24 protein-coding genes and 2 pseudogenes are annotated in these 23,011 nt (G+C 62.9%); 18 read left to right on the top strand and 8 right to left on the bottom strand.

The window, feature by feature from the left end:
- Positions 1-518, bottom strand: a 518-nt coding sequence (locus tag LD110_RS22910) for an AAA family ATPase (protein WP_225502249.1), incomplete at its 3' end; no start/stop codon positions are given.
- A gap of 92 nt (positions 519-610) precedes the next feature.
- Positions 611-898 carry a helix-turn-helix domain-containing protein gene (locus tag LD110_RS22905; protein WP_225502248.1) on the bottom strand — a complete coding sequence of 96 codons (288 nt, stop codon included), beginning with the start codon at positions 896-898 and terminating at the stop codon, positions 611-613.
- Positions 899-1,305: 407 nt separating this feature from the next.
- Here LD110_RS22905 and LD110_RS22900 point away from each other — a divergent pair, with 407 nt between their 5' ends.
- Entirely contained in the window at positions 1,306-1,902 is a 597-nt protein-coding gene (locus LD110_RS22900) for a hypothetical protein (protein ID WP_225502247.1), read from the top strand.
- A gap of 635 nt (positions 1,903-2,537) precedes the next feature.
- On the opposite strand, the gene LD110_RS22895 is transcribed toward LD110_RS22900, so the two are convergent.
- Together LD110_RS22895 and LD110_RS22890 are read right to left on the bottom strand one after the other, a co-directional pair.
- Positions 2,538-3,101, bottom strand: coding sequence for a hypothetical protein (locus LD110_RS22895; protein ID WP_225502246.1), 564 nt, complete (start codon positions 3,099-3,101; stop codon positions 2,538-2,540).
- Complete coding sequence (locus LD110_RS22890; RefSeq protein ID WP_225502245.1) at positions 3,098-3,316, bottom strand: hypothetical protein; 219 nt, start codon at positions 3,314-3,316, stop codon at positions 3,098-3,100. Before LD110_RS22890 ends, LD110_RS22895 begins: the two co-directional genes overlap by 4 nt.
- A gap of 544 nt (positions 3,317-3,860) precedes the next feature.
- On the opposite strand from LD110_RS22890, the gene LD110_RS22885 reads away from it, so the two are divergent.
- From LD110_RS22885 to LD110_RS22870, 5 genes and pseudogenes are all read left to right on the top strand, one after another.
- The gene (locus tag LD110_RS22885; protein WP_225502244.1) at positions 3,861-4,037 is read left to right on the top strand and encodes a hypothetical protein; all 177 of its coding nucleotides are present in this window, start codon (positions 3,861-3,863) and stop codon (positions 4,035-4,037) included.
- A 21-nt stretch (positions 4,038-4,058) separates the two neighbouring features.
- Positions 4,059-4,382 (top strand): hypothetical protein, encoded by a 324-nt coding sequence (locus LD110_RS22880; protein ID WP_225502243.1) that lies wholly within the window; start codon positions 4,059-4,061, stop codon positions 4,380-4,382.
- A 918-nt stretch (positions 4,383-5,300) separates the two neighbouring features.
- Positions 5,301-5,582, top strand: a pseudogene (locus tag LD110_RS24150) (site-specific integrase); the annotation flags it as partial.
- A gap of 581 nt (positions 5,583-6,163) precedes the next feature.
- Positions 6,164-7,405 carry a UPF0158 family protein gene (locus LD110_RS22875; RefSeq protein WP_225502242.1) on the top strand — a complete coding sequence of 414 codons (1,242 nt, stop codon included), beginning with the start codon at positions 6,164-6,166 and terminating at the stop codon, positions 7,403-7,405.
- Positions 7,406-7,518: 113 nt separating this feature from the next.
- On the top strand, positions 7,519-7,992 hold the full coding sequence (locus LD110_RS22870) for a hypothetical protein (RefSeq protein WP_225502241.1): 474 nt from the start codon (positions 7,519-7,521) through the stop codon (positions 7,990-7,992).
- Here the strand turns inward: LD110_RS22870 and LD110_RS22865 are convergent.
- Positions 7,989-8,702, bottom strand: coding sequence for an ATP-dependent DNA ligase (locus LD110_RS22865; protein WP_225502240.1), 714 nt, complete (start codon positions 8,700-8,702; stop codon positions 7,989-7,991). The genes LD110_RS22870 and LD110_RS22865 overlap by 4 nt on opposite strands.
- Here LD110_RS22865 and LD110_RS22860 point away from each other — a divergent pair.
- From LD110_RS22860 to LD110_RS22845, 4 genes are all read left to right on the top strand, one after another.
- Positions 8,701-8,910 (top strand): hypothetical protein, encoded by a 210-nt coding sequence (locus LD110_RS22860; protein ID WP_225502239.1) that lies wholly within the window; start codon positions 8,701-8,703, stop codon positions 8,908-8,910. The genes LD110_RS22865 and LD110_RS22860 overlap by 2 nt on opposite strands.
- Before the next feature lie 288 nt (positions 8,911-9,198).
- Positions 9,199-14,091 (top strand): DUF6531 domain-containing protein, encoded by a 4,893-nt coding sequence (locus LD110_RS22855; RefSeq protein WP_225502238.1) that lies wholly within the window; start codon positions 9,199-9,201, stop codon positions 14,089-14,091.
- 152 nt (positions 14,092-14,243) lie between these two features.
- Positions 14,244-14,420: a hypothetical protein gene (locus LD110_RS22850; protein ID WP_225502237.1), complete on the top strand. Its 177-nt coding sequence runs from the start codon at positions 14,244-14,246 to the stop codon at positions 14,418-14,420.
- Between the two features lie 126 nt (positions 14,421-14,546).
- Positions 14,547-14,903, top strand: coding sequence for a hypothetical protein (locus LD110_RS22845; protein ID WP_225502236.1), 357 nt, complete (start codon positions 14,547-14,549; stop codon positions 14,901-14,903).
- 110 nt (positions 14,904-15,013) lie between these two features.
- Here the strand turns inward: LD110_RS22845 and LD110_RS22840 are convergent, their stop codons facing one another.
- Together LD110_RS22840 and LD110_RS22835 are read right to left on the bottom strand one after the other, a co-directional pair.
- Positions 15,014-15,277 (bottom strand): SOS response-associated peptidase family protein, encoded by a 264-nt coding sequence (locus LD110_RS22840; protein ID WP_225502235.1) that lies wholly within the window; start codon positions 15,275-15,277, stop codon positions 15,014-15,016.
- Positions 15,278-15,282: 5 nt separating this feature from the next.
- Positions 15,283-15,498, bottom strand: coding sequence for a hypothetical protein (locus LD110_RS22835; protein ID WP_225502234.1), 216 nt, complete (start codon positions 15,496-15,498; stop codon positions 15,283-15,285).
- 1,007 nt (positions 15,499-16,505) lie between these two features.
- Between LD110_RS22835 and LD110_RS22830 the strand changes: the two genes are divergently transcribed.
- The 4 genes from LD110_RS22830 to LD110_RS22815 all read left to right on the top strand — a co-directional run bounded on the left by LD110_RS22830 (position 16,506) and on the right by LD110_RS22815 (position 18,363).
- On the top strand, positions 16,506-16,991 hold the full coding sequence (locus tag LD110_RS22830; RefSeq protein ID WP_225502233.1) for a helix-turn-helix domain-containing protein: 486 nt from the start codon (positions 16,506-16,508) through the stop codon (positions 16,989-16,991).
- 14 nt (positions 16,992-17,005) lie between these two features.
- Positions 17,006-17,380: a hypothetical protein gene (locus tag LD110_RS22825; RefSeq protein ID WP_225502232.1), complete on the top strand. Its 375-nt coding sequence runs from the start codon at positions 17,006-17,008 to the stop codon at positions 17,378-17,380.
- A gap of 324 nt (positions 17,381-17,704) precedes the next feature.
- Positions 17,705-18,061, top strand: coding sequence for a type II toxin-antitoxin system RelE/ParE family toxin (locus LD110_RS22820; protein WP_225502231.1), 357 nt, complete (start codon positions 17,705-17,707; stop codon positions 18,059-18,061).
- Positions 18,061-18,363, top strand: coding sequence for a helix-turn-helix domain-containing protein (locus LD110_RS22815; protein ID WP_225502230.1), 303 nt, complete (start codon positions 18,061-18,063; stop codon positions 18,361-18,363). Before LD110_RS22820 ends, LD110_RS22815 begins: the two co-directional genes overlap by 1 nt.
- 1,049 nt (positions 18,364-19,412) lie before the next feature.
- Here LD110_RS22815 and LD110_RS24145 read toward each other — a convergent pair.
- Entirely contained in the window at positions 19,413-19,649 is a 237-nt protein-coding gene (locus LD110_RS24145) for a hypothetical protein (protein WP_374200385.1), read from the bottom strand.
- Between the two features lie 639 nt (positions 19,650-20,288).
- Here LD110_RS24145 and trxA point away from each other — a divergent pair.
- From trxA to LD110_RS22790, 4 genes and pseudogenes are all read left to right on the top strand, one after another.
- The gene (gene trxA / locus LD110_RS22805) at positions 20,289-20,612 is read left to right on the top strand and encodes a thioredoxin (protein ID WP_225502229.1); all 324 of its coding nucleotides are present in this window, start codon (positions 20,289-20,291) and stop codon (positions 20,610-20,612) included.
- Between the two features lie 42 nt (positions 20,613-20,654).
- A pseudogene (locus tag LD110_RS22800) lies at positions 20,655-21,613 on the top strand (ABC transporter substrate-binding protein).
- A gap of 333 nt (positions 21,614-21,946) precedes the next feature.
- On the top strand, positions 21,947-22,501 hold the full coding sequence (locus LD110_RS22795; protein WP_225502228.1) for a hypothetical protein: 555 nt from the start codon (positions 21,947-21,949) through the stop codon (positions 22,499-22,501).
- Between the two features lie 142 nt (positions 22,502-22,643).
- Positions 22,644-23,011, top strand: a 368-nt coding sequence (locus LD110_RS22790; protein WP_263855469.1) for a trehalase-like domain-containing protein, incomplete at its 3' end; no start/stop codon positions are given.

The raw sequence follows: 23,011 nt of genomic DNA, 5'->3' as shown, positions 1-23,011 counted from the left end.
CCGGGAAACCCGGAGGCGAGGATTTCGTCCACGTACCCGGCCAGATCGACGTCGGAGCGGCCCTTGATCGCCGGCCGAGTGCCGGTCAGCAGTTGCGCCAAGGACACCGTGGGTTCGATGAGGCCGCGCTCGGCGATCGAGAGCGGGCGCATCGGGAGACTGACGATCCGGCCCGCGCCGGAGTGGATGCGCACACCGGGCCCAACTACGGCAGAACCGGCCAGGAGGAACTGACCACCGCGTGCGTCGTCGTCGACGGCCTTGCGGACGCGGTCCCACACCGCGGGCGCGAGCTGCCACTCGTCGATCAGGACCGGGGACTGCACCTGCGTGACGTAGTCGAGGTCGGCGGCGACGATCTCCCGCTGGGCCGGGAGGTCGAGCGAGATCAACGTCCGCGCGCGCTGCATCGCGGTCGCGGTCTTGCCGACGCCCTTGGCGCCCTCCAACGCAATGGCCGCCAGATGGGGGAACAGCTCATCAAGCAGCTCGTCAATGACACGGCGGTGGTAGGGCATACGACAAACCTAGCAGATGGACGCCATGCAGTTAGGAAATCCGACGCGATACAACTAGGCGTTTCGACGAGTTCAAACGAGGCATTTCGCCGCTATTGAGCCGCCGCGCCCCTTTCCGGGACAGCCGTGGCTGTTGCGGCCGGCGCCTGGGTGAGGGTCTTGTGGACGACACCGGTGGATCTGCCGACGCCGGCGGCGAGGGTTCGGATGAACTCGCCGCGTTCGCGGCGGGCGAGGATGGCGGCACGTGTGTCGTCGTCGACGACGGGGCGTCGGCCTCCGACGCGTCCTTGTCTGCGCGAGGCTTCGAGCCCGTTGGGCCTGGCGAGGCAGGAACCGTTACCCGGACATCCGGGTGCCGGCGCTTTCCGAGCTGGCAATTTGCGGGTAGCTGCATGCTGCCTTCACCGCACTAAACAAGCACTCGTGCTCTGGTGCGGGGGAATCGCCGGGAGTCGTGTTCTTTCCAAGAAATCCCCGTCTGTCTGGGCTCCAGACAAATCCGTGGTGCGGAGGAGCACGCAGTGAACGGCCGAGGATCAACGTCACCGCAGGGTCTTGAAAGCCAGGGACATCGCTGTGCCGGGCTCTCCTCACCTCACGGCGCAGGGAGTCCCTCCATTGCGAAGATTCCATCCGGCCGTCGCGCAGCCACTAGTTCCCCATGAGGCACATCGCGTTCCCGGGAATTGTGGCCCCGCTGAACGACAAACTTCCTGCGAACACAGATGAACGCAGCACACCATGCCTGGCTCACTGCTGCGGGCCACCGAACAGAGGAGGAATCATGAAGCATAAAGCACTCGCCGCGATGGGAGCTGCGGTCTCCGCAGCCGGGATCGCCATCGCTGGGGCCAGCCCTGCGATGGCGCGGCCCATAGAACATGAACATTTTTCGGATTGGGGCAGTGCCATTGCCCAGGAACAGTTCCCCGGATTCTGTTCCGGTGTGGTGGACTTCCCGGTGCTGCACGAATGGCAGGTTGAGGGGATGTTTCTTATCAGGCCGCTCGGTGACGGCCTGCCCTACGCGGTGAATCCGTTCCGGGTGACCGATACGTGGACGAACACCCTCAACGGCAAGACCTTCACTGTCACGCGCGTCGTGCAGGAAAAGGATCAGACCATTACCGACGACGGCGACGGCACGTTCACGATCGTGAATTCTTCAACCGGCGTCAGCAAGGTCTACGGTCCGGACGGAACGCGTCTGTTCATGGACACCGGAACCCTCAGGGCCGAGATCCTCGTGGACAACGGCGGCACACCTGCAGACCCGTCTGACGATCAGTTCCTCGACTTCATCCGGGTAATCGTCGACCCGGGACAGGCGGACACGCAAGACCGCGACTTCTGCGCCGACCTCGTAACCTTCATCGGCTAAGGCTAGGCATAGGCGTTGGCGAGCCCTGGTTCACGACCCCACACCGGGGGCCAAAGGCACCGCCCTAAACGGCGACACGGATCCTGACTCCGTCACCGGCCCGGTTCGTCCCGGATCCCAGTACCGGGGCGAACCGCCGATGGATCAGGCCCGGAGGGTTCCGGACCTGAGGTGAACATGATCCTCATGTTGGACGGCACGTCCATGCAAAACCTGCCGTCGGGCCAGCCTAAGACCGTGAGCGATCACCGTAGAGAGACCCTCCCAACGCGAGATGGCCTAACTTCCCCGGTAATGGCCCAACGCATCCGAACGCCGGGACGACATTACCCGGGTTCGCGACAACCACAGGAGGGGTTTGCTCGGAGAGCCGGGATCCGGCAGTGCTGCCCGGAAAATCAGGATCAACCCGGTGCATCCGCGCTATCCGGGAAGACGGCGAAACACCGGCGGCAGGCAAACACCCGCCCGCCTCCGGGTAGCCGCGCCGCCCAATGAGGACCAGCAAGCTGACACCGGAAGCAGCACAAATCCGAATAGGCAGCACCTTCGGCATCAAGCCTGACTGCATGGCACAGATGCTAAACAGAACAATCCACTGAAATCTGTTTGTGCTGAAGCGGAGTTCTGAGGGTTCACAGCTGGTCGCCCGATTGCGGGGGCAGGGCCATTTCAGTAGGTCCGGAATGCCAGTCGATGGCGTGGGTTACGCCCTCCGCCAGGCGCCGGAGTGTGCCGGCCAGGCTGACGTCACTGCAGGGGTAGTGTACCGCTGCATTGGCGACAACGGCGCGGATCTCCTGCCAGGTGATCCAGCAAACGGTCTCGGGAATGGCCCGGCTGAGACGCTGGCCATCGGCGGCCGAAAAAGCTGCAGCAGAGCACAGTTCCTGCAAGCCGGCTTTGACGCCGTCGAACAGGTCGAGGCGTCCTGCTGACTGAATACGGACCGGGGGAGCGGTATCCATGATGATCAGGAGCAATTTGTGCTCGCGTGGGCCGGTCATCAGGGCCAGGTATTCGCGTGCCAGTTGCGTCTTTTGGAACTGGGCGGCCTTCCTGGTGCCTTTGGCTTCGATGAGAACCGCGGCGTTATCTTGCCCGATGGCAGCATCGGGCTGAACGCGGATGCGGGTGCCCGGAATGGTGATCTCGTCCGGGAACATCTGTACTGTGGCGTGTTCCAGGCCTGACGTCACCAGGGTCCGGGTCTTGTCCGCGCACCGTGGGCTGCCATAAGCACGCCGCCCAGGAAAGCGGTCCGGGGCAGTAGCGGCAGGAGCAGCACTACTTCTGCCGTGAGCACATTTTCGTCTCCCCGGCCGCCGTTCCTGAGGCGGCGGATGCTCGATCCGGCCCAGGACAGTTCGTCCGCTAAACGGCCGATCACTGAAGCAGGAGGCGCTGATTCCATGGCTTGACCCTACAGGTAGGCACCGTCGGACTCCGGAAGGATGCGGCCGGTGGTTGTGGTGTGGTTCTCCTTTGGCTTTTTCGTTGCTGGCGGTTGGGTTGGTGGCCGCCTGGTTCCTTCCTGTTTGAGTGGCCGCCACTGTTGGGCTCTGTCCCGATACGGGCCGATCATTGTCGGAGCCGGGGCGGTCAAGGGTTGCCCGGAGGGCCATCACGAAGTGACGCGAAGCGCCCTTTGCCGTTCCGGTGGAGACATTAGAATGATCGGCTCGGGGCAGAGCACCTAGGTGGGACTTAGGCGTTTGAAATGGCCGGGTGTTCGGTGCAAGAACATGATGCCTTCGAGAACGAGTTTGTCCAAGACCCGTTGCATGCGGGCGGCTGTACATAACCACAAGAGCACCAGTGCGCTGGAAGCTGGCCACCGTCTATTGGTGGATGGCCGGGCGTGGGATCACGCAGGCCCGGAGTGTCGCCGGGCAGCCCTTTCGGTGCCCGCCTTGATAAGGTAGCAAATATAAGCATGCTAATAATGGAGGTGCGGCGTGACGGTTCTCAATGCTGGGCAGGCCATTGACCAGGCACGTCGGGCTTTGGCCCGGGCGGACCTCGGCCGGCTTGACTACGTCCGCGCGATCCAGGAAGCCGTGCGCCTTGGTGCGCCGCAGCAGGACATCGCCCGCGCACTGAAGATCACACAATCCGCGATCAGCCAGGCATAGTCGAAGGCCGGGTCCAAGGGTGTGAAGGCCATCCCGGAAGGGTTCAGCGGGGCAAGCCCGTTTGAGATCGCCGAGCGGTACGCGGCCGGTGAAATCGGCAGGGACGAAATGATCCGCCAGCTCTCGGCATGGCCTTATGTGAAGGCGCCGGACCACAGTGAACAGTTGGCCACTGAATGGAAGGCTGTTCTCCCGCCGGATCCGCCTGGAACGTTCGAGGAAGTGGGTGCGGCGTTCGACAAGGGACTTATCGACGGCGACGCCTACGATGCCATTCTCGATTCGTACACCGAGGAGCCTGGACGTAGCGCGACGACGCTGAAACTAATTCCGGAAGGCCGCTGATCCGGGCAAAGAGCGACTGCCGCGCCCCTGAAATGGGTTGCGGCAGTCGCTCTGTGCTGTTCAAATCTGTTCAAAATCTGTCAGGAAGGGCGGTGTTGACATTGTCAACGCTTTTCGCCTCGGACTGGGTCGTATATCTGCCGGACTGGGCCGGATTGCTTATGTTTTCCGGAGTTCCCTTTGTTTCCAAGGGTGAAATTCAGGTTCGAGTCCCACCTTGGGCACACGTTTTCCCTTAGGCTGGGGGCCATTTTGGGCCCTAGCCGGTGTGGACACTGTCCACATCTTTGCCAGCGTGTTGCTGGCGGTGTGTCAGTTGCGAGAATGTTCAGTTGTGGTTGGCCGTTGGCGGGGACCGACATTCCTTTCTCTGAAGTTGGGCGATGTCTTGGCTTTTCACTCATTCATGGTCTGGTGCAGCCGTAGCGGCATGACCGACGCGGGGGGAGCGGGGTTGTGCGCTGCCGTTTGAGATTTTCTGTTCGCATACATGTTCATGGTGACTTTGTTAGCTGCTGCATGACCCGGACGTATTTTTTTGAACTTTTTTCGGCCGGTTTCCCTGGCGAGGATGCCGGTTCGTCGATCCCCACTTCTTCATGGTGGCGCCGTGCGGGAACTGCATGATTGGAAAGGTGGGCGCCGGTGGTTCGCAGCGGCCGCACGGTGTCTGGCAGCCGGCCCTGGTGGCTTGTGCGACACATGGCTCAGGGGACCCTTGACAACAATCGGGGCATCAAAGTCCCCCGGGAGTGTGGACTGCGGCGTAGCCTTCTTGGGTGGCGAGCATCAGGATGCGTTCCAGGAAGGACGGCTCCAGGTCCTATATGGTGCGCTGGCGCGATCGGAAGTCGCGCAAGCAACGGGGCCTCACGGTTGCGACCGGCATCGAAGCGGAAACGCTGAAGCGGCTGCTGGATGCCAACGGGTCAGTCCTTCGACATCGTGCAGCATGCGATGCTGGCCAGTGCAAGGCGGGTACCGACCGCCGCGGGGGTCATCCAGGAACACATTGATCTGTTGATCCGGCCCTCGAGCGGAACTATCAAGACTTACCAGAGGATGCTTGACCTTCATGTGCGGGATGTGATCGGTCACGTTCCTGTGGATGAGCTCGATTATCGCCATCTGGCGCATTGGGTGAAGTCGATGATGCGAAAGGGCCGTGCTCCGAAGACGGTCCACAACGTGCATGGATTGATCTCTGCGGCCATGAATACTGCGCAAATGCTTGGGTATATTCCCCGGAATCCTTGCCGTGGTGTGCAGCTGCCCACCCTGGAAAAGCCTGAGGATGAAGCCAGGTTCCTCACCCACGCCGAGTTCAGCATGGTCATGGAGGGCATGGGGGAGCGCTACAAGGCCTTCACGAATTTTCTTGTCATGACAGGAACCCGTTTCGGGGAGGCTACAGCCCTCACCGTTGCGGACCTTGACCTGTTTTCACAGCCACCCACTGCACGGATAAACAAGGCATGGAAACGCTCTCAACGCGGGTCCCCTTGTCTCGCGAGCCGCGGCCGGCCCGGTTTCCGCAGCCTATCGCCGACAATCGATGCTGCCAAGGGTGGTGATCGCCGCGGCCGCGCCGAGCCCGCAGAAGGATCCTCAATCGGGATAGCAGTGAGCTGCCATGGATCGCAGCCACATCATCACATTCAAGCGCGTGCAAAAGTTTTCGCTCGTCCGACTCGCCGAACAGCGCCCTCGTGCGGAATGCTGCCGCGCGGGGCACTGGTAACGCGTCTAGGCAGCACCGCAGCGCGTGTCATCCTTGGGGTATGGCGCGAACCTGGTTGTCGGTTACGGTGGAGCTGCTCGGTGGTCGTGGTGAGGAGTTCTGGCCTTGGCCCGGGCGTATCTTCGCGGTCGGACCCTCACACACGTTCATGGATCTCGCCACTGCTATAAACGATGCCTTCGCCCGATGGGACCGCTCGCACCTGTCAATGTTCACCCTGGCCGATGGCCGGGTAATCACTGACGAAGAGACGGGAGCCGAGATGGCCGGATCGATCGGGGGCCCGATCATCGCACCAATCGACATCGCTGCTGCCAAGGTCGCCCGGACTGTGGAGCCGGGGACTGAGTTTCGGTTCACGTTCGACCTGGGTGACGCCTGGATTCACCGATGCGTGGTCGGCGAGGTAAAGGTCGACCCGCTGGAGGTATTGGGTATCCGTCCTGATGCCCCACTGCCGTACTGGGGCTGGGGCAGCATCCCGGACCAGTACGGTCGCCGGTGGGCTACCGACGACGGGGAGAGCCGGGCGCCGGGGAGGCCGAGCCGTTCGCACCCGATGCTGCTGCATGCGTGGCCCGGACAGGTCCAGGTGCCGGGGCTCGACCTGTCCGAGCTGCGCGCAGCCATCGCGGCTGGAGATGCGGCCCGCTTTCTTGCGGCGGTGACGGGACGCGACATCGATGACGCTCTGCAACAGGTGGGGACTGGCATACCTATGGCGCTGGAGCAGAGACGCCAGGAAGCCGAGCCGGTGGCAATCTCGGTTATCAACCGGCTGAATTGGCGCGGCGGAGTTGGTGACCAGGTGCTGGCCGAGGACCTGCTGGCTTGTCTTCGCCGCGTGCCGCTGACCGACCGAGTGGTGCCTGTGGCCCTGGACATGCTCAGCACCGTGCTGGAAGGGGATCTCGAGCTGTCTACCGGTGGCTATCTCGACCTGCGCACCGGGCAGGTGTACGACGATACCTTCACTGACTCGATGATGGTCGGGGAGGGTGCCGCGATCGACGTGGAGGAGGAGCCTGACCGTTGGCTTCGACTGGACCGCACCGGTTCGCGGAACGGCTGGCAGGACATGGCGGCCTTCATCGAGCGGCAGCGCGATGAGGCCCTTCGAGAGCGGCTGAAGCGGGCGATCGAGGGCAAAGGTGCCTTCTTCCGGTTCCGCAGTCTGGTCCACGGCGAAAACCTTAGCGAACAGTGGTACGCCTTTTCCACCGACCGCCAGATGGGCCGTGCCCGCGAGTTCCTCGCCGACAATGGCATCCGCGCGGGCTGACGAGCCGGGCCCGGTCAGTGCCGGTGCAAGACCACGCCCGCCTCCATGGACTCAACCGTGAGAATTCCTCGTCTCAAGCGCCGAGTACTGACTTGGCCCGTTATCGTGGGTTGGTGCCTGATTACGCCCCGCACTCATTGCCGGATGGTGCTGTCCCGTCCGCGAGGCGGATCGTGGCGTACTTCCGTAAGACCGGAACTCTGCCGAAGACGCCCTCGCTTGCCGACGAGGAGAAGGACCTTGGACAAGCCCTGGCCAGGATCCGGCTGCTCAATCGGAGAGGCCAGTTGGAGCAGGCAGCGTCCCGGGTTCTGGACAAGGCGTGCCCGGGATCGGCGGACCGCCATGCCTTCCACAGCGGCAGGCTGTGGCAGGAGCGCCGGGACGAGCTGATCGCCTGGATACAGGCCAATGGCCGGCCACCGTACGCCGCTTCCGGCGACGCAGCAGAGCGTGCTTTGGCGGGCTGGATTGCCACCTATCGTCGGCATGCCCGGCATGGCAGGCACCCGGAGCGCATCAGGGAACTCGATGAGAGAATCCCCCTTTGGTGCCAGCCGCCGGTGTGGGTGCCGAAGGCTCCCTAACGGGCCGGAGCCGTGACCTGTGTTGGGTCGAGCTCCGGCCTGGCACGCTCGAAACGAAGGGCGTGGCGGAACGACCGGCCCGACCATGCGGTGTCCGCTGCGACTTCCACGACGATGGGTTCAACGAGGGTCAGCGTGACCGGAGTGGCGTCCCGGTTGAAGCGGTCCAAGGTGGTGCCTTTGACGGTGACGGGCCAGGGGTGCCCGGGCGTGGCGGGCCGCAGCCACTTTGCCAGTGCCCGGCTGGCGGCGGCGGTCAGCGGCGCGGACCTGCCGACGATGCGCAGCCTGCCCGCGACGGGCAGCCCGGCGATGATCTCCGGGTCGGTGGTGGTGGGGGAGAGGGACAAGGGTGCGGACCATTCCGTGGCGAGTTCCTCCAGGAGTGCCCGCCGGTCCCGCAGCGGCAGGTGCCTGGTGTCCTGGCCTGCCACGCACAGCACGTCAAACCCGACGAAGCTGGCAGGCAGCTCACGGAGGGAATCCTTCCCGGCGCTGAGCCTGCGCTGCAGAGCGTCGAAGTCCAGCCGGTCACCGGACCACACCGCGGCTTCGCCGTCCACGATGCACCCTGGGGGATCATCTCCCCAGCCCCTGGTACCAGGTCCGGGAGGTATTTGGCGAGGTCTTTTCCCCTGCCTGGAAAACAAACTGGTCCTGTCCCCGTCACGGATGACAATAGTGCGCTCGGTTAACTGCACTAAGCCCATGCTCCAGGTCGATCCGAAAATGCAGCCCCGGCTCTTGGTGCTCCGGACGGATCTCCAGCAACGCCGCGATCGGGCGGTCACGGAAGGTTGGCGAGGCGAAATTGAAGGTATCGACCTCACGCTCCGCCTCCTTGAGGAAGAAATCCGCCAGACCACCACCGTGGCTAACGGCCCTGTGGCTCTTGGAATGCCCGCATTGCGTGTTTGAGCGTGTCCGGCGCCGACCCCGACAAGGCTTCCATTGAGCTGGTGTCCACCGAACCCTCGGGGGGCGGGCCAAGTCGGCGGTTAACCTAGTTTTTCCCCAAGATTGGATCAAGATCGTTGATCTACCGGTGGGACACTCCTACTGTCGGGCGTATCTCTCTTCGAGGGCCGGGGTTTTCGCAGTATCGGTTTGCCTTGGGTCTCATGTCGTCGAAAGTTCATCGGGGATTGGATGTTTCCGGCGCCGGCGTAAGCCTGCTTCCTTCCGGTCATTTCCGTTCTCCCCTGAATGGCCGCCGCACGTCACTTAAAGCACGACCCCCGTGGTGAAGAGAGTGTCGTCAATGACGGCGGCTTCCTGAACTGGGGGATCGTGATGGCCGGACAAACCCGTCCACTGACTTCGTTCAAGCTCTGGCTTGTTGTGCTGCTTGCCGTGGCGGTTGGCCCGGCAGGGTTTATCGGTATTGCAGGGCCGCTGCCGCAGGCCAGGGCGGCGACAGTCATCACGAACCAAACCCTGTACTCGGACACCGTCTGGACGATGTCAGGCTCGCCCTACTGGGTGCAGGACAATCTGGCCGTTGCCGCAGGCGTGCGGCTGACGATCGAGCCCGGTGTCATCGTGAAGCTCGGCAACCCGTCGGACAAGTATGGGCGGATGACGATCTACGGCCAGCTGGTCGCGCGGGGGACCGCGGCTGCACCGGTGATTTTTACGTCCCACCGCGACGACAGCATCGGTGGGGACACCAACGGCGATGGTGCTGCCACGGCACCCGCGCGGGGTGACTGGTACATGATCAACTTCACCAATTCAGCGACGACTCAATCGGTGATCGACCGGTTAAAGATTCAGTACGGAGGATACGCCGGGGGTGGGTGTGCCTCGGGGAGCCTTTGGGTCTCGTCCAAGGCCTCGCTGTCGCTCACTAACAGTGACCTTCAGAACATCCAATCCGCGGGAGTGTATGTCGCAAGTGGGGCCGGAGATGTCAGGGTTGCGAACAACCGTTTCTACGACAGTGGCTGCGGGGTCAGCGCGGACAGCGGTACCTTCACGGAGAACATTTTCGAGGACTCAACTGGCACCGGCGCCGATTTCCTGTATCCCACGCGGGTGAGGTTCTACGACAACTACGTTGCCAAGCCGATAAGCGCGGCCGGCAATGCCCCGACGAGGGAACAGCTGGACATGCAGGGCAACTCCCTCCTCGGGGGCGTCGGCGAGAAACCCGCCTTCCAAGCTCTCCAGGACCTCACAAACAACTGGTGGGGGCGGGTCGTGGATGACCCGCCACCACCCACACCCTGTTGGGATTCAAACACGACGTACATCCCGGCAGTGACCAAGGCCTTCGTCCAAGGAAGCACGTGCGGCCAGCAGAACCAACTGTCGATAACCGGCTACTACACCAAGGTCATCCCGGCACTGACCGCGGCACCGCCGATGCCGTCCGCCGGGATCAACGGCGTCGGGACCTATGCCGGCTCCGTTGCCGACGGGCAGGTCTACGGGCCGGACGGCGGATCGGAGCTGGCCTCCGCTCCCACTGGTTCGCAGGCCGACCCCGTGAACACGGCGATCGGAGCCTTCACGCACTCCGAAACCGACCTTGGCCTGGCGTCCAAAACGGCAAGCCTGTCGGTGAACCGTTTCTACACTTCGGCTGACGCGGCGGAGGGTCCGTTCGGCCGCGGCTGGAGCCTGGGCTACGACACGCGCCTGACAGTGCAGGGAACCGAGGCCGTGCTGAAAGCCGGAACCGGGCAGCGGGTCCGGTTCACCCAGAACCCGGACGGCAGCTACACCGCCCCGCCCGGGGCCACGTCCACCCTCACCCACAACCAGGACGGCACGTGGACGGCAACCACCCGGTCCGGGCTGACGCACTCCTTCAATACCCAGGGCTGGCTCACCTCCCTCACCGACGGTTCCGGACGCGGCCCCACCTACAGCTATGACACGGGCGGGCGCCTGACCCAGGTCACGGACGGGACCCGGTCCATCACCTTCACATGGGACACCACGGCGGGCAGGATCACCGGCGCCCAGACCTCCGCAGGGCAAACCATCAGCTACAGCTACACAAACGGGCTGCTGACCGGGGCCACCAATGCCCTCTCCGGCACCATCACCTACACCTACGACGCCGCACAGCGGCTCACCGAGGTCAAGGCACCGTCGGGGAAGACGGTCGTGCGGAGCGCCTACGACATCATCACCGGCAGGGTCACCGAGCAATGGGACGGGCTGGGCAACCACAGCACCTTCAGCTGGGACGCCGCGGCCTCCACCGCGACGATGACCGACCCGCGGGGCGGGGTCTGGAAGGACGTCTACCTCGGCAACGTGCTGCAGCGCCGCATCGACCCCGTCGGCAACACCACGGACTATGAATACGACACCCAGCTGCGGCTGATCGCCACGTTCGGCCCGGACGGAGTACGCAACGCCATCAGCTACACCCCCAGCGGAGATGTGAAGTCCTTCCAAGGCACCACGGCGGCGGTCAACTCCACCTACAATTCTCAGCACCTGCCCACGACCACGGTCAACGCCCGCGGCTACACCAGTACCCGCGGCTACGACACCGCCAACAACCTCACCCAGCTCAGCCGGCCCAACCCAGCAGGCGGCACCATCACCAGCTCCTTCGGCTACGACGCGGCCGGGAACATCACCTCCGCCACCGACCCGCTCGGAAACGTCAGCACCGCCGAATACAGCGCCGACGGGGACCAGACCAGGTCCACCACTCCGCTGGGCTCGGTAACCTCGATGGGCTACGACACCGCTGGCCGGGTGACCAGTGTCGTCTCCCCCCGGGGCAACGCACCCGGGGCCGACCCGAACCAGTTCACCTGGCGGTACGAATACGACGCGCTCGGCCGCATGGTCAAAGCCACCAACCCCGCCGGACAATACGAAACCGTCGAATACACCGCCGATGGCCAGGTCACCAAAGCCACCGACACCTCCGGCCGATCCACGACCTACCAGTACGACGCCGCCGGGCACGTCACCTCCGTACAGGGGCCGGACCTGACCGTCCCGCCCACCACCACCGCCTACGACGCCAACGGCAACATCACCACCACAACGGACGCCATGGGCCGGACCACGACCCTGCAGTACGACGCGGCCAACCGCGCCACCACGTTCACCAACGCGCTGGGCACCTACACGATCACGTACACCCGGCGGAACCAGATCGCGAGCATCAAAGACCCGCAAAACGCCGTCACCACATACAAGTACGACAACGCGGGCAGGCTGATCAATGCAGACCTGCCCCTCAGCAACGACGGTGACGTCACCTACACCTACGACGCCAACGGCAACCGTGCCTCCATGCAGGACTTCAACGGCACCACCACCTACGCCTACGACTCCCTGGACCGGCTCACCACCGTCACCCGCGCCGGCCGCACGTTCACCCTCGCCTACGACGGCGCCGTCACCGGCTACACCTACGACGCAGACGGCCGAGTCACCCAGGTCAGGAACGGCGCCGCAGTGGTCGCGAACTACACCTACGACGCCGACGGCAACACCCTCACCGTCACCCGCGCCAACGGCTCACAGGCAACCCGCACCTACAACAACCTCGGCCAGCTCACCCGCATCACCGACGCCACCAGCGCCGCGACCCTGCTGGACGAAAGCTACGCCTACGACACCGCCGGAAACCCCGTCAGCATCAGCCGCCCCGACGGCACCGCCGATACCTTCACGTACGACACCCTCGACCGGCTCACCAAGGCCTGCTACACCACAACCTGCGCCAGCAGCACCGAAATCCTGGAGTGGAGCTACGACCACGCAGGAAACATCCTCACCGACACCCGCAACGGACAAACCACCACCCACACCTACAACACCAAGGGACAACGCACCCAAAGCACAGGACCCGGCGGCACCACCAACTACACCTACGACTACCGCGGCCAGACACTCACCGCCGGCAACAAGACCTTCACCTACACCAGGGGCGGACGCACTGCCACGGTCACCACACCAGCCGGCACCACCAGCTACAAGTACGACGGCGACGGCCGCCGGCTCAGCGCCACCCTCGGCACAGCCAAGACCACCTTCGAGTGGGACCCCTTCTACCGGCTCGCCAACGAACTGGACACCAACGGCGCCCTCATCCGGCACTACACCAACGGCGACCAGCCCCTCACCGCGAACGACGCTACCGGGGCCGCAGCATACTTCCACACCGACAGGCTAGGCTCTGTCCGCGCCCTCACCGACGCCACCGGCACCATCACCGCCTCCGGTGCATGGGAACCCTACGGGCGACCACGGGCCACCGGACCCAACAACCCCAACGCCCCGCCCCTGGGCTGGCTCGGCCAATACCAGGACCCCACCGGCCTCACCCACCTGCGCGCACGCCAATACGACACAACAGCCGGAACATTCCTCACACCCGACCCGGCAGCCTCCAGCAGCATCTCCGGAACCTACACCTACGGCACAGCCAACCCCCTCCGCTACATCGACATCACCGGGCTCTTCTCCTGGGACGAATTCCTCGACGGAGTCCAAAACGTCAGCGGCATCGTCTCCGACGTCGCCGGAGTCCTCGCCATCGTCGCAACTGCCACCGGCGTCGGCGCCCCGGTCGGAGCCGTCCTGGGCGCAATATCCATCGGTGCAGGCGTAGTCCACGCAGGAACCAAAGCCATCCAGGCCTACAACACCTGCCAAAGCGGCAAAGGCTCCTGCGGCGACGCGGTCGGCGAGGCCGTTCTGTCAGCCGCAGCCATCGTCCCTGGCGGCAGACTCATCAAAGGCGCCGCCAGCGGCATCAAAGCCCTCGAAAGTGGCGGGAGAGTCGCTAGCAAGGGAGACGAACTCGTTGACGTCTGGCGAGTCGTTGGTCCGGATGAAGCAGCCGACATCGCCAAGACCGGAGCGTACAGGGTGCCGAGCATGGGCAACGGCAAATACTTCTTCCCAACACGGGAGCAAGCTGAGAACCTTGGCAAGATGTACAACGAAAGCACCGTGCCAGGACCTCAGACACTCACACGCGGTCAGGCGCCGCGCAGCGTCATCGACCGGGCTGAACCGGTCAATGCTGCGGGGGAGGGGCCCGCATTGTTCATTCGCACACCTGACGTTTCAAGAATCTGCAACGTCCAGTGCATGGGGACAATCCGGTGACCACGCCTTATTCAGTCGCCTGCGAACTAGAACTGTTGGCGACTGCAGATGGAGGGCTACGGGGGCCCATGCCGACACCAACCCCATCGCTCTTATTAGTCTTTGAAAACCTTGACCGGGAGTCAGCGGACGCAGAAATTCAAATCGGTGCAATGATCAGTGGACCGAACGCAGTCATCCCGGGAACGCAGGCAAAGGCCCAACTCATGTTCTGGAATGACATCGGCCGCATTTACGCGACTCCAGGCGTTGCCTTCAAACTCTGGTATGACGGGAGAATCGTGGGGTTCGGGACGGTCTCACCGTACGATCAAGAGGTGGGCTCGTGAGCCCCGTGCAAACGTTCAAGATTGAGTTCTTTGAGCTGCAGGCACGCCTCCGTGCGTCAACCTCGGACATTTAAGGGGCCGCAGAGCAGCCCATGGTCAGGAATCCGATAGGTTTTGGCGGGCCCGATGACTTCAACCAGGCAGGAGACTGTAACCCTGTGGCGCCCGACCGGGCCGGAGGAACTGGCGCTGGTCGAATCTTCCGGCTGGCGTGAATGGCCTCCAAGGCTCCCGGAGCAGCCCATCTTCTACCCAGTTCTCAGTTTGGAATACGCAACGATGATTGCTCGGGACTGGAACGTCAAGACCAGCGGCGCAGGCTTCGTCACACGGTTCCAGGTCCGCAAGGACTTCCTTGACCGCTACGAGGTCCACCAGGCTGGTGGGAAATCCATTTTGGAATACTGGATTCCTGCGGAGGATCTGTCGGAATTCAACTCAAACATTGTTGGGACAATCCAAGTTGTTGCAGAGTTCCGGTAGCTTCGAGACGCAGCTTGGGAGAAGTCTTCTGGGGCCACCCCAGAATATTTGGTTACGTTCTCGCAACCACCCCGGAAGTTGGCATGCGTACCGAGCGAACTCACGGGTTTCTAGCTTGATTGCCCGAGTTGGAAGGCCCTGCAGTAGTTTCGGAGAATTAGTAGTGCAGAGAAGCTTGGCACCATGCCCCACCGTGTCGTCAGCAGGCGGCCTTCCACCACACCGCCTTCTTCGAGGCGTTCGGTGATGATCGGTTCGGCTTGAGTCGGAGCAATATTCCAGGACGGAGCAGTCTGCTGGTCACTGCCTTCCACCGCATCGTAATAAGACAGCAGATCGCCCCGAGCCTTGGCATTAACGTAGCGGCCACACATGGCCCTCATTCTGTCGGTGGCCTCTTCACGGCTCGGCGGTACAACCATAAGCTCATGGCCACGAGAATTAGGTCCATAGCCAGGACAATCCAAAAGAGGACGGTCGCAGGGCGGCCCTCCACCAACACGGCAACCACAATGTTGGTCGCCAGCAACAGCGCAATAACACCCATGAACAAGGCTTGGCCTTTGGTTGGTTGCTTTCTATTCCAGGCACCCATGCCGCCGATCCTATCGGCAGCATCAACAGAACGACATGGAAAGGTTGGGGTTGGCAACGGCAAAGAGTGCCAACAGGGCCAATCACGGTGGCCCGGGGTTCTTTCAGCAGGGACAACAAACACCTAGAGGCGGGAAAGGCCGGCGTGGGTACGGCTCTTGGGCGCATAGCCGGCTCTTAAGGCACCGGGGGACTGGCGCCGAGGTGCTGGCGGTGACAACCACAAGCTGCAGGGCGGCGACTATCACCACCCAACTTCCGCAATCCTCTCCTGACGTTATGCACGGCACCGAACTCTCCAGGACCTGCCAAGCGTTCAATACTCCCTCATTTTTAGAAGCTGATTGCGCTGACCTTCCCGTGATTTACAGGGTGGTGTCCTGTGAACACAAGCTGCTGGTACTCCTCTGCGCTGACGTCGCTTCTGCCCGGCACTCGGCCACTCAATGGCTTAGTGAACAGGACTTCTGACATTTCTGCCTTCAGCTTCTGAAAATGACACCGGAGCCGGGCAGTGGCACCATTCAACACCATTAAGTTCCCCTAGGTAATTGTGTTTGCTGGCAGTCAGGTCGGGTCCGCGGCTTCTGGATTGCTGAGTGCCGGCCGCTGTGGGGCTTTGTCCCGATACGGGCCGGTCATTGTCGGAGCCGGGATGGTCTAGGGTTGCCCGGAGGGCAATCACGAAGTGGCGCGAAGCGCCCTTTACCGTTCCGGTGGAGACATTAGAATGATCGGCTCGGGGCAGAGCACCTAGGTGGGACTTAGGTGCTTGAGGTGGTGGGTGTTCAGTTCAAGAACATGATGCTTTCGAGAACGAGTTTGTCCAAGACCCTGTGCCTGGCGGGCAGCCGCGCACAACCGGGGGCACCGGCCAGCGGGAAGCCCACCACTGCTTACCGGTGGATGCCGGGCCGGTAACAGGCTGTGGGAGGTCGGCAAGTGCACAGCACTGACAGCTCATCACGGTCGAGATAACATTGGTTATACAGTAGAGGAGGATCGGGCATGACGATCGCCGCCAACTCCGAGGCCGCAATTGCGAACGCCCGCCGTGCACGTGCACGCCGCGAGCTTGGCGCCCTGGACTACATCAGGAACATCCGGGCGGCCGTGGAGACGGCAGATCAGCGTGTTGTTGCCCGTGCTCTGGGCGTCAGTCAGCCGGCTATCAGCAAGCTGCTGACGCAGGCGGACGCCAGGGGGGTGAAGCCGATCCCGGAAGGGTTCAGCGGTGCGAGCCCCTACGAAATCGCCGAGCGCTACGCGGCCGGCGACATTGACCGGGACACCATGATCCGCGAACTGTCCGTGTGGCCTTATGCGAAGAACGAAGGCTTGGCCGCAGCGCAGGCCGAGTGGGACTCTACCCCGTACCCGGATACACCCGGCTCCTTCGAGGAAGTCGGCCAGGCCTTCGATGAGGGACTCATCGACGGTGAGGCGTACGAGCTGATTCTCGACGCCTCGGACGAAGTCTCCGCGTCCGAATGACTACGCTGTAAGGCGTGACGACCGAAGAACGGGCCGCAGTCCACCGCGCCTACTTGGAGGCGCTGGGCGCAGACGACGGACCCCTCACGGCCCGCAGCCGGCACGCCACGAGCCAGAACCCCGAATGGTTCAACGTCCGACGAGGGGAGCCGCGCCTTGGTCGTCGGCAGCTCCACGCGGAGATGCTGGCCCGCTTTACCGATGCACACCCCGAGGTGCGCCGGGACAGGAAAGCAATCGTCCTCGCCGGCCCTCCCGGTGCCGGCAAATCTACGGCGCAGAATGCCTTCATCAGAGAGACACGGACGCAGCCCGGACACTGGCTGGTGATCAACTCAGTATCAGGAACTGGGAACATCCGGACGGAATCCGTCATTTCTTCCGGCTAGCATCAATTTGCAACTACAACGAAACGCTTGAGCGCGACCTCCTCGTGCCGCGTGGGTGGCTGCCGTTGTTTGACGCAACTGGTCGAGTCAAGTGCCAGCTCGCTGCGTCTTGATGACCGAAGGGCAGTCCGCACAGCCTGGGTTCGAGTTCTCGGCCGGACATGGCCGCCCGCAGTCGCAATCGCTGGGCCTGCTGTATCGGATCCAAGAACATTGCCACAATTCACCTCCGATGAAGGGCACATTGACCCAGGTTGGACGCGAGCGAGAAGATCGCAATATAGCTCTTGTGTTGTAGAACCTAAGAGTTGTAGGGTGGTGTTGGTGTGGAACGTTGATGTGGGGCTTGTGGAGACGTGGCTGGTCGGGCTTGATCAGGACTCGTACGAACAGGTGGTCGCAGCGTTGGAGCTTCTTGCTGAGCGTGGTCCGCAGCTGGGTCGTCCGCTTGTCGATACGGTGGTTCGTTCGCGGCATAGGAACATGAAGGAACTTCGGCCGGGATCGAGCGGGCGGTCGGAGTTGCGGATTTTGTTTGCATTCGATCCGGAGCGGCATGCGATCTTGCTTGTTGCAGGAGACAAGGCCGGCAATTGGACCCGGTGGTACAAGACGAATATCCCGATTGCGGATGACTTGTTCGATGATCATCTGAGGATTCTGAAAGGAGAATCGAACTAGTGACGTCTATTGAGGAGATGGTGGCAAAGCGTCCCGTGGACCGGGCCGTTGTTGATGCCCATAAGAAGCGCCTGCTCGATGAGGTCCGGGCCTACCGGCTTCGGGAACTCCGCGAGGCATCCGATTTGACGCAGGTTGAGCTGGCTGACCGCCTGCACGTCAGTCAGAACAGGGTGTCCCGCATCGAGCACGGGGATATTGATCGCGCCCAGGTCGATACCTTGCGCAAGTATGTCGAAGCGGTCGGCGGCCGGCTGCGGATCGAGGTCGAACTCGGAGACCAACGGATTCAGATCGCCTGAACCGGCAATTCTGGATCTGCCCACGAATCGTCTCTCTCGAAGTACAGCGATGACGGAGGTTTCGTCGGGCTGACGATTGCTTGATGCTGGGCCTGGTCGTCAGTATCACCGCTGGCTTACCAGCCTTGTACGCGGCATGGCCCAACCGCCCCGTGTCCGGTCAGGCGATTTCCGGTCATCAAATCTTGAAGGCCCTACCTCGAACACAAAGCAACTGCCGCGCCCCGTCAAAATAGGGCGCGGCAGTCGCTTTGCATTGTTCGAATCTGTTCAAAATCTCTCAGGAAGGCGGTGTTGACATTGTCAACGCTTTTCGCCGCGGACTGGGTCGTATATCCGCCGGACTGAGCCGGATTGCTTCGGTTTTCTCGAGTTCCCTTTGTTTGCAAGGGCGAAATTCAGGTTCGAGTCCCACCTCGGGCACGCGTTTTCCCCCAGGCTGGGCGCGGTTTTTGGGCTCCAGCCTTGTTGACACTGTCAACACCTTTGCCAGCGTGTTGCCGACGGTGTGTCAGTCGCGGTGTTCAGTTGTGGTTGGTCGTTCGCGGGGCCGGCGCTTCCTTTCTCGTGGTTGGGCGAAGGTTTCGCTTCTCACTCATTCATGGTCTGGTGCAGCCGGGGCGACATGACTAGGTTCGCCGGGGGAGTGTGGTTGTGCGCTGCTGGTTGTGGGTTTCGGTGCTCATACATGTTCATGGCAACTTCAAGGGCTGCTGCATGACCTTGGCGTAAGTTTTCTGGAGTTCTTTTGGCGGTGCCCCGGTCAGGGGAGGCCGATCCTTCGGTCAGACCTTCATGGTGCGAGCGGGTGGGAGCTACATGACCTTGCCGCCGGTGCATCTGACCGCAGGGCCGGGAGTCACTTCCTAGCAGGGAGTCCCGCCGGGCCTGTCGCGGAGGGAACGGCCTGCCAGCCTGATCCGCTTCATGACTGACTGATGGTGGGACCGGGTTGCGGGGGAGCCCCGGTTCCGTTGTGGTCTTTGGTTGCATACTCCTTCATTGCGCGCAGCGAGGCGGGCTACATGATTAATCGGCTGGGGCCGGGTTCATGAGGCGACACTGGCATGACCGGGCCCTTTCGCGAAGCAGCGGACGATGGTCGTAGTGACCGCTTCTCGCGGGCAGGTGGTGGTCAGTTTTTGGTTGATGAGTTCGGTGTCGTTGAGCCAGATGTAGGCCAGGGTGCGGCCGTCGCCGTCGCGCCGGCTTTGGCTGGGTCGTATTTCAGCCGCACCCTGCGCGCCGTCCGGGAGTTCGTGGGCACGGCGGGATGCCTCGCGCAGAAGCGCTGCTGGTCTGGGTGGAGCGGTGACCTCGGGGGTGTCGATGCCGATGAGGCGGGGTGGATTTGCCGCTAATGATGTCGCGGATGGTGTCCCGTCGGTGACTTAGGTCATAACAGCATTGTTGCAAGGGTCAACGACGGCGTTTCTTCCAACGAAGGACGTGTGAGCTCAGGAACGGACATCTCGAGGCAACCCGCGCATGAAGCCGGTGTCTCAACTACCTTGGAGAGGGAGGCACGACTGGGAGACAGGTCCGTGATTCCGCGGTTTTGGTGGGCGCGGCTCTCAGCCGTGTCTGAAGCACGACCAGGGGACGAACATGCGCTTCCATCACGCCGTGCGCCCGCGTGACCTGTCACCCAGCGGGGTTCGCGAGAGGTCTAGAGGCAAATTGTGCATACGCACGAAGCCTCGTCCTCTCGGTCCCGCCGATCTCGGCATCCCGGCCGAGGGAACGGGGCGTCGAATGCCCCGCCCGGGGGCCCTGTTCCGGCACTTTTGTGCTTGCGTCCTGGCGGGCGCCGGGCAGTGCCGTTGTGTGTGCAGGAACACAGACCGGGTGGCCCTGTGCTGCATAACGTGGTGACTACCCCCAGGTGCGCGGGTGCAGTGATCGGAAAGGTAAGGAGGGCAGTCATGGCAACGAGAACCGTGACTGATGCGTCGTTCGACGCTGACGTACTAGCGTCGGCCAAGCCCGTGATTGTGGATTTTTGGGCCGACTGGTGCGGGCCCTGTCATATGCTTTCTCCGGTGCTGGAGCAGTTGGCGGACGAGCGTGCAGACAAGATTGAGGTGGTCAAGGTCAATGTCGACGAGAACCCTGAAATCTCTTCCCGGTTCGGCATCATTTCCATTCCCACTGTCCTTCTTTTCGAGGGTGGAAGACAGAAGGCCTCCGTGATCGGGGCACGGCCCAAGCAGTATTTTGAGCGGGAATTCGCTGAGTACCTGCGGTAGAGGCGGATGTACCTGGACCCCTGTTGTCTGAGGAGGCACTCCATGGGGGAAGCACATCGTAGCTTGCCTGGTAGGCGCACTTTCGGGGCCGTCGCCGCCGGCGTCGGATTGGCGTTGATCCTTTCTGCCTGCAGTGTGGGCCCGGCCGTTGGGCACTTTCGGGGCCACGACCGGTTCCGGCCCCGGCAGCGGATCCCTGGTGGTGGGTTCGGCGGATTTCACCGAAAGCCAGATCCTTGCGGAGGTCTATGCAGGTGCCCTGAACGCCGCGGGAGTGGCGGCCGGTACCAGGCCGAATATCGGCTCACGCGAGGTCTACTTTAGAGCGGTGCAGGACGGCTCGGTGGACGTTGTTCCCGATTACAGCGGAAGCCTGCTGATTTACGTGGACAAGGGGGTCGCTGAGATCTCCGCCGCGGACATCGTCAAGGCGTTGCCGGGCAAGCTCCCCAGCGGAGTTGCTGTCCTGGACGCTTCCGTGGCTGAAAACAAGGACGCCATGGTGGTCACCAGGGCCACCGCCGAAAGGGTACCGGCTGAAGTCCATCGCGGACATGGCAAAGGTTTGCAGCGAGCTTTCCATCGGCGCTCCGGTTACGTTCGCCCAACGCGCCCATGGCCTGCCGGGCCTGAAGAAAAACTACGGTTGCGAGCCCAGGAAGCTCGAGCCGTTCACCGATGGCGGCGGACCGGTGACGCTCAAGGCGCTGCTCTCGGACCAGGTCCAGGTGGCAGACATCTTTACGACCACGCCCTCCATCGCCGACAACGACCTTGTCGTACTGGAGGACCCGATGAACAACTTCATCGCCCAGTAGGTCCTGCCGCTTTACAACAAGGCCAGGATGACCGACAAGGCACGTGATGCCCTGAACTCCGTGTCACGGGTCCTGACCACCGAGGATCTGATGGCGCTGAACCGGGTAGTGAGCGGCAGCCAGAAACAGAACCCGAAGGAAGCAGCAGCGGCCTGGCTCAAGGACCAGGGCAGTGTGATGTAGCTGACGATGGGCCGACGGGGCGCAGGTGCGGCCCCGCGGTCATGACAAGGAGGCTGACTCGGGATTCTCTTGACAAATGAAGGACACGGCGCGCCAATGTTCATAGGCCGAAGCCTTTGGCCCCGGTTTGTTCTGATGTGCCGGATCATCTGGGGATCCTGTCCGTTCCGCACGCGGCGTGATGCCCCGAGCGGGATGAAGCCCTGCGCCGCAGAATCCAGCGTCGCAGGCGCTCAAAGGCCCCTGCCCCGCCGCGAGGACGTTTCCACCGCTCTGACTCGGGCCGGGAGGGCCGATAAGTTCCAGATTTTCATGGGAATTGGCTAGGAGATTATGCGCAAGCTCTTTGCATTCTTGATCGCCCTACCGTTGCTCGTGTTCGGCGCCGTTCCAGCAGTCGCCGCCACCGAGAAGGGTTCCTTCGAATACCACGTCGGCGATGCCCTTATCCAGAGCTTCGGCGGACCGGTGGGGAACCAGGCGATGGCCGGGAACGGCGACGTCGTCACCATTGTCGCAACCGGAACCTTCGATACCGTCCAGAAGACGGCTACTGGAGGCGGGACTTTCGCCCACCATGTCGCTGCGACAGGACAAACCATCACCGGCACCTTCGTCACGACCGGCCTTGTCAGCTTCCAGTCCTACGGGGACGCGACCCCGCAGGGACTCCCGGCGTCGTTCTTCGGCGGGAAACTGATGCTGAACATCGTCGCGACGCCGGACGCCGCGCCGAATGTGCATCTCCCGGCGACTCTGACCGTCGAGTGCGCCCTGGGCAACCCACCGACGGGAGCTGAGGAAGGTGTACGGGTCAATGTGAAGGACGTGATCAACTTCAACAAGACCGTTCACGAAAGCGGTGAGAACATCTACATCGCCCTGTAGCGCCGGACAGGGCGGGGGAGAGGCATGCCCGACAGCGGACTCGCGCAACTTAGGCTGAACCGCGCGGCCCGCGTTGTCCGGGCCCTGCCTTGCCCGCAGGGAGGGCTGGACTTTTGCATGCCATACGGAAGGGAGGATGGGGATGAGTCATCGCCCTATCACGGAGTATGCCGTTCTCTCGGACTGTAGGTCCGCTGCCTTGGTCAGCTCGCACGGCTCGGTGGACTGGCTCTGTTTCCCGCATTTCGACAGTCCTGCCGTCTTCGGCCGCCTGCTCGGGGACGAGGCCGGTTTCTGGTCGATCCGCCCCGACGGCGAGACCTCGCGCACCCGCCGCTATGCCGGCCCCACCATGGTCCTCGAGACCACCTACCGCACCCGGACTGGCATGGTGACCGTCACCGACGGGCTGATCATGGGCGCCGGAAACCGGGGCCACGACCTGGGCGCGGGCGCCCCCGGAGCGCTGGTCCGCCGGATCCACTGCACAGAGGGCGCCGTCCGCGTCGC

Source organism: Arthrobacter sp. M4 (assembly GCF_020251205.1).
Taxonomy (GTDB): domain Bacteria; phylum Actinomycetota; class Actinomycetes; order Actinomycetales; family Micrococcaceae; genus Arthrobacter.
Note: the sequence above shows the minus strand (reverse complement) of the source record. Positions and strands in the feature narration are given on the sequence as shown.

What these genes read in the sequence shown, in the direction of transcription:
- LD110_RS22900 (WP_225502247.1), top strand. Translation starts at nt 1,306, where the DNA reads ATGAAGCATAAAGCACTCGCCGCGATGGGAGCTGCGGTCTCCGCAGCC.
- LD110_RS22890 (WP_225502245.1), bottom strand. Translation starts at nt 3,316, where the DNA reads ATGGAATCAGCGCCTCCTGCTTCAGTGATCGGCCGTTTAGCGGACGAA.
- LD110_RS22875 (WP_225502242.1), top strand. Translation starts at nt 6,164, where the DNA reads ATGGCGCGAACCTGGTTGTCGGTTACGGTGGAGCTGCTCGGTGGTCGT.
- LD110_RS22860 (WP_225502239.1), top strand. Translation starts at nt 8,701, where the DNA reads ATGCTCCAGGTCGATCCGAAAATGCAGCCCCGGCTCTTGGTGCTCCGG.
- LD110_RS22865 (WP_225502240.1), bottom strand. Translation starts at nt 8,702, where the DNA reads ATGGGCTTAGTGCAGTTAACCGAGCGCACTATTGTCATCCGTGACGGG.
- LD110_RS22855 (WP_225502238.1), top strand. Translation starts at nt 9,199, where the DNA reads ATGGCCGCCGCACGTCACTTAAAGCACGACCCCCGTGGTGAAGAGAGT.
- LD110_RS22850 (WP_225502237.1), top strand. Translation starts at nt 14,244, where the DNA reads ATGATCAGTGGACCGAACGCAGTCATCCCGGGAACGCAGGCAAAGGCC.
- LD110_RS22845 (WP_225502236.1), top strand. Translation starts at nt 14,547, where the DNA reads ATGACTTCAACCAGGCAGGAGACTGTAACCCTGTGGCGCCCGACCGGG.
- LD110_RS22840 (WP_225502235.1), bottom strand. Translation starts at nt 15,277, where the DNA reads ATGTGTGGCCGCTACGTTAATGCCAAGGCTCGGGGCGATCTGCTGTCT.
- LD110_RS22835 (WP_225502234.1), bottom strand. Translation starts at nt 15,498, where the DNA reads ATGGGTGCCTGGAATAGAAAGCAACCAACCAAAGGCCAAGCCTTGTTC.
- LD110_RS22830 (WP_225502233.1), top strand. Translation starts at nt 16,506, where the DNA reads ATGACGATCGCCGCCAACTCCGAGGCCGCAATTGCGAACGCCCGCCGT.
- trxA (WP_225502229.1), top strand. Translation starts at nt 20,289, where the DNA reads ATGGCAACGAGAACCGTGACTGATGCGTCGTTCGACGCTGACGTACTA.
- LD110_RS22795 (WP_225502228.1), top strand. Translation starts at nt 21,947, where the DNA reads ATGCGCAAGCTCTTTGCATTCTTGATCGCCCTACCGTTGCTCGTGTTC.